This window comes from Marinobacter manganoxydans MnI7-9, from assembly GCF_000235625.1.
Classification (GTDB): Bacteria; Pseudomonadota; Gammaproteobacteria; order Pseudomonadales; family Oleiphilaceae; genus Marinobacter; species Marinobacter manganoxydans.
Window position 1 is genome coordinate 1 of sequence record NZ_AGTR01000046.1, and the last position, 4496, is coordinate 4496.

At 55.1% G+C, this 4496-nt stretch carries 7 protein-coding genes and 1 pseudogene; 7 read left to right on the plus strand and 1 reads right to left on the minus strand.

What is annotated here, in order from left to right; all coding sequences use genetic code 11:
- Positions 1-439 (plus strand): annotated as a pseudogene (locus KYE_RS11895) (SCO family protein); the annotation flags it as partial.
- A gap of 61 nt (positions 440-500) precedes the next feature.
- On the opposite strand, the gene KYE_RS11900 reads toward KYE_RS11895, so the two are convergent.
- Positions 501-908 carry a MerR family transcriptional regulator gene (locus KYE_RS11900; protein ID WP_008173636.1) on the minus strand — a complete coding sequence of 136 codons (408 nt, stop codon included), beginning with the start codon at positions 906-908 and terminating at the stop codon, positions 501-503.
- A gap of 69 nt (positions 909-977) precedes the next feature.
- Between KYE_RS11900 and KYE_RS11905 the strand changes: the two genes are divergently transcribed.
- From KYE_RS11905 to KYE_RS11930, 6 genes are all read left to right on the plus strand, one after another.
- Positions 978-1703, plus strand: a complete 726-nt coding sequence (locus KYE_RS11905) for a cation diffusion facilitator family transporter (protein ID WP_008173639.1) — start codon at positions 978-980, stop codon at positions 1701-1703.
- A complete protein-coding gene (locus tag KYE_RS11910; protein WP_008173641.1) occupies positions 1700-2134 on the plus strand; it encodes a disulfide bond formation protein B in 435 nt (144 codons plus the stop codon). Before KYE_RS11905 ends, KYE_RS11910 begins: the two co-directional genes overlap by 4 nt.
- Complete coding sequence (locus KYE_RS11915) at positions 2131-2808, plus strand: DsbA family protein (RefSeq protein WP_008173644.1); 678 nt, start codon at positions 2131-2133, stop codon at positions 2806-2808. Before KYE_RS11910 ends, KYE_RS11915 begins: the two co-directional genes overlap by 4 nt.
- An 81-nt stretch (positions 2809-2889) precedes the next feature.
- Positions 2890-3612: a cytochrome c biogenesis CcdA family protein gene (locus KYE_RS11920; RefSeq protein WP_008173647.1), complete on the plus strand. Its 723-nt coding sequence runs from the start codon at positions 2890-2892 to the stop codon at positions 3610-3612.
- A gap of 57 nt (positions 3613-3669) precedes the next feature.
- Complete coding sequence (locus KYE_RS11925) at positions 3670-4026, plus strand: DUF3703 domain-containing protein (protein WP_008173648.1); 357 nt, start codon at positions 3670-3672, stop codon at positions 4024-4026.
- Between the two features lie 17 nt (positions 4027-4043).
- Positions 4044-4496: SCO family protein (locus KYE_RS11930; protein ID WP_008173650.1), on the plus strand; the 453-nt coding region annotated here is incomplete at its 3' end.

Sequence of the window (4496 nt, forward strand, 5' to 3'; positions counted from 1 at the left end):
GATGATTACAGTGGCCGCGTGAGAATGCTGTTTTTCGGGTTCACCTCGTGCCCCGATGTTTGCCCGACCGCCCTGCAAAAACTCAATCAGGCAACCAGTGGCCTGGACCCCGAAGCTTCAGGATGAAGTACTCACTTTGTTCGTGAGTGTCGATCCGAAACGTGACACGCCTGAGCGTCTCGCAAAATACGTGGATTTCTTCGGCGACAATATTGTAGGACTCACTGGAAAAGAACCCCAGCTTCGTGAACTGGCAAAACGATATAGAACAACCTTCGGTTATGACGAACCTGACCGCGATGGAAATTATGCGGTCTCACACAGCAGCGCGATTTATGTATTTGATCGCGAAGGTAACCCCCGCCTCTTAATGCGGCCCGATCTGAGTAGAGAAGAAATTCGGCATGACCTCGTTGCTCTTATTCAGGAGGATGCCTGACTGAATAGACTGTCCCAACTCGAATTGAGACAGTCCTGGTTGGCGGGCACATACAAAGTGGTTAAGCAGAGCCGGAGAGTGTCTCGATAATTCGGCAGTCCATAATAACTCCGCCGTCACAACACGCACTCAGTCTTTCCAACTCGTGTTCCATTGCATGTAGATCTTTCAGTCGAGAGCGCACTTGAACCAGTTGTTGTTCAACTTTGGCGTCCACACCCGCACAGGACTCCTGCTGACGATCCGCCAGTGAAAGCAGTTCACGAATATCGTCAAGGCTAAATCCGAGCCCGCGGCTTCGTCGAATAAACAGCAGCCGCGAATGATCCTCTTCGGAGTAGAGACGATAGCCCGACTCCGAGCGGGTCGCTTTCGGCAACAGTCCAATTTTTTCGTAATAACGGATGGTCACGGGCTTAACGCCCGTATCATCAGCTAGCCGACCGACCGTGTTCCTTTTTTCGCTCATCGCTATTGACCTTATAGTTACTATAACCACCAGTGTATCGATGTATTGCACGTTTTAGGAGGGTTCGTCGTGGACAGCTGCTGTGAAAACAAGGCCGGTGAACTGGCACAATTGCGAGCGAGCCAAAGCCGGGTGCTTTACATTGCGCTTGCCATCAACGCAGTGATGTTTGTGGTGGAATTCAGCGCCGGCTGGATTGCAAGCTCTACCGCGTTGCTGGGCGATTCGCTGGATATGTTTGGCGACGCGTCTGTCTATGCACTGACACTGTTCGTGCTGGACCGAAGCCGTCGCGCGCGTGCCGGAGCGGCTTTGTTCAAAGGCGGCTTTATGCTGTTGTTCGGGCTTGTTGTTGTCGCCGATGCCATCCGCAAGCTGGTGATACAGGAAGTGCCCGCCGCCGAGTGGATGGGCGCTGTCGGCGCTCTTGCCCTGTTTGCAAACGGCGTTTGTTTTGTGTTGCTCTACCGTCATCGTGCGGACGATCTCAATATGCGTTCCACCTGGATGTGTTCCAGGAACGATCTGTTCGCCAATAGCAGTGTAATCATTGCGGCAGGATTGGTCGCCCTCACCAATACCCTCTGGCCGGACATCATTGTGGGCCTCGCCATTGCTGCGCTATTCCTGCACTCCGCTTGGCAGGTCATCCGTGAGGGTATGGAGGAATGGCGTGCCGGTGGGGCTGAAACCGCCGATAAATCGAGCAAAGATGAAGGCGATACCGCTGGAAACAGCTGCTGCTCTTCTTCGCAAAGCACTTGTGCCAATGAATCCAGAGAGCCATCCCGGTGACCACCAATAACCGGGTGATTCCATGGGGGCTGCTGCTGTCAGCCTGGCTACTGGCGGCGGGGTCCTCGCTTTCAGCCATCTACATCGGGGAAGTTCTCGGGCAGGCTCCGTGCGTTCTGTGCTGGTTTCAGCGCGCCTTCATGTTTCCGTTGGCGGTGATTCTCGCAGTCGCCTGCTACTACTCGGATTTTAACGTTTGGCGCTACGCTATGCCGCTGTCTGTCATTGGCTCCCTGTTCGCTCTAGCCCACTCACTGCTTTATGTGGGGCTCATTCCACAACCCATTCAGCCCTGCACGGCCACTGGCCCGTCCTGCTCGGGTGACGGAATGACGATATTTGGTGGGCTGCCGCTTCCGTTTCTATCGCTGGCCATTTTTGTTGCCATCATCATTCTGCTCTTGCTTATCCGTCGGAGAGTTCATACATGAATCGTCGTGCCATCTTTGTTGTCGTGTGTCTCGTGCTGATCGCAGCCTTTTCAGCCGCCGTCCTATTCAAGCCACAGCCCCAGCAGCCTCAAAAAACGGCCACCACCGGCGAAAAGTCTGTTGCCGCTGCCGAACCGATCGCGAACCAACAAGCATTGGTACGCTTCCATTCGCCCACATTCGGGCCTGCCGACGCACCGGTGATCATCGTTGAGTTTTTCGACCCCTCCTGCGAAGCCTGCCGGGCGTTCTACCCGATCGTGAAACAGATACTTGCTGAGTATCCAGGCCAGGTGCGGCTTGTTTTGCGGTACACAATGTTCCATCAGGGTTCCGAGGAAGTCTCCAGAATTCTGGAAGCAGCTCGCCTGCAAGATGTCTATGAACCGGTGCTGGAAGCTGTGTTGGAGGTGCAGCCGGCCTGGCACGACGACCCGAAGGTTGCCAAGGCATGGGGAGCGGCCGAGGCAGCCGGTCTGGACCTGTCCCAAGCCCGTGAGGATATGCAATCCGAACGGATAAGCGCCATCCTTGATCAGGACATGCAGGACGTCAAAACCATCGGTGTTCGGGGCACCCCGACTTTTTTCGTGAATGGCCGCCAACTCACGGAGTTTGGTCCCAAACCGCTACTTCGTCTTGTTCAGGAGTCGCTCCCAGACGCACAGAAATAGTCGACCGGTGTCGAACAAAACACGGATGGGCTTGATGCCCTCCACCGTCAACTGAACTCAGAAAATTGAGGACTCACGGAAATGCCAGATCTTGCGACATGGGGAATGCTGGCTGCTTTTTTTGGCGGCCTGGTGTCATTTTTCTCACCCTGCACTCTGCCGCTGGTTCCGGGGTATCTATCGGTCGTTACGGGCGGCACTGTCACAGACCGTTCGAGTCGACTGCAATCTCTGTGGCTCAGTATCTGTTTTGTCCTTGGGTTCAGTGTAGTGTTCATCGCTTTTGGTGCCAGCGCTAGTCTGCTCGGTCAGTGGCTGATGGCCTACCGGCAGGAAGCCAATCTGGTGGCGGGCATTCTGATTGTGCTGATGGGGCTATTTATGCTGGGCTGGTGGAGCATGCCCGCGTTACAGCGCGACTGGCGCTTTGGGCAAACCCTTGAGGGTGGACGGCCCACGGCAGCGTTCCTTCTCGGCTTGGCCTTTGCCGTCGGGTGGACACCGTGTATTGGCCCGATATTGGGCGCTATCCTGGCTCTCAGTTCCACCCATGCGAATGCTGAAACCGGCATGCTGTACCTGGCCGTTTATTCGCTGGGGTTGGCAATTCCATTTTTGGCAACGGCTTTATTTATTAAGCACTTTCGGGCGCGAGTGCGCTGGATGAGCCGCTGGAGTCAGTCACTGAGAATCCTGGCAGGGCTGGTTCTGGTTGTTATGGGGGTAATGGTGCTGACGGGACAGATGACCCGGTTTGCATCATGGATGTTATCCGCATTTCCGGTACTCGGAAGACTCGGTTGATCCCGGGCAAATCTTTGCCCACAACTTAGCTGGCCGATAAGGCAGGAGAACTGAGCAGTGAACAGTGAACTCAAGACGTTCTATCTGACAGAACCGGCAGCAGCCGCTGATGCTGACAATCAGGGCGATGTCGCTACAGCGTTCAGACATCTTGAACGGGCTCATATTCTGAGCCAGAAGTTCGCGTTAGCGCACACGACAACACATTTGCGCATGCTCCGGCTTGGCTGGCACGCGCGCGATGCTCGCGAGGTTCTCGGTCAGCTGGCTCGGGCCTTCGCTGCGTTGCTGGTTTCACGAATCCGGGTTCCTGTCGGCAATACGGGACGTGCCAACGTCAGCGCATTTGAACCGATGGCGGTGCCGGAAGACTTGGCGATTGTTCTGGGACACCAGAATCCTTCCAACACGTAATTGAAGGACACCACTTGATGATCAAACCCTGCTTCCAACACCACGCAAAGCGCTTTGCATCCATTGCATTGATGATGCTGGCAATCCTCCTTGTTGGCTGCATGGGCGATGATCCGCCGGATTGGCACGGGACAGAAATCAGCGGCGTGATGCCCAAGCTTGAATTCGATTTGATCGACAGTCAGGGAACACGGGTTTCAGGCGATGATTACAGTGGTCAGGTACGAATGCTGTTTTTCGGATTTACCTCTTGCCCTGATGTTTGCCCCACTGCTCTGCAAAAACTCAGCCAGGCCGTCAGCGGGCTGAGCACGGAAAATCAGGAGGAAGTACTTACGTTGTTCGTCAGTGTCGATCCTCAGCGCGACACACCCGAACGCCTGGCGGAGTACGTCAATTTTTTTGGTGACAAAATCATCGGGCTGACCGGCAACGCCTCTGACCTCCGCACGCTTACCCAGCGATACCGG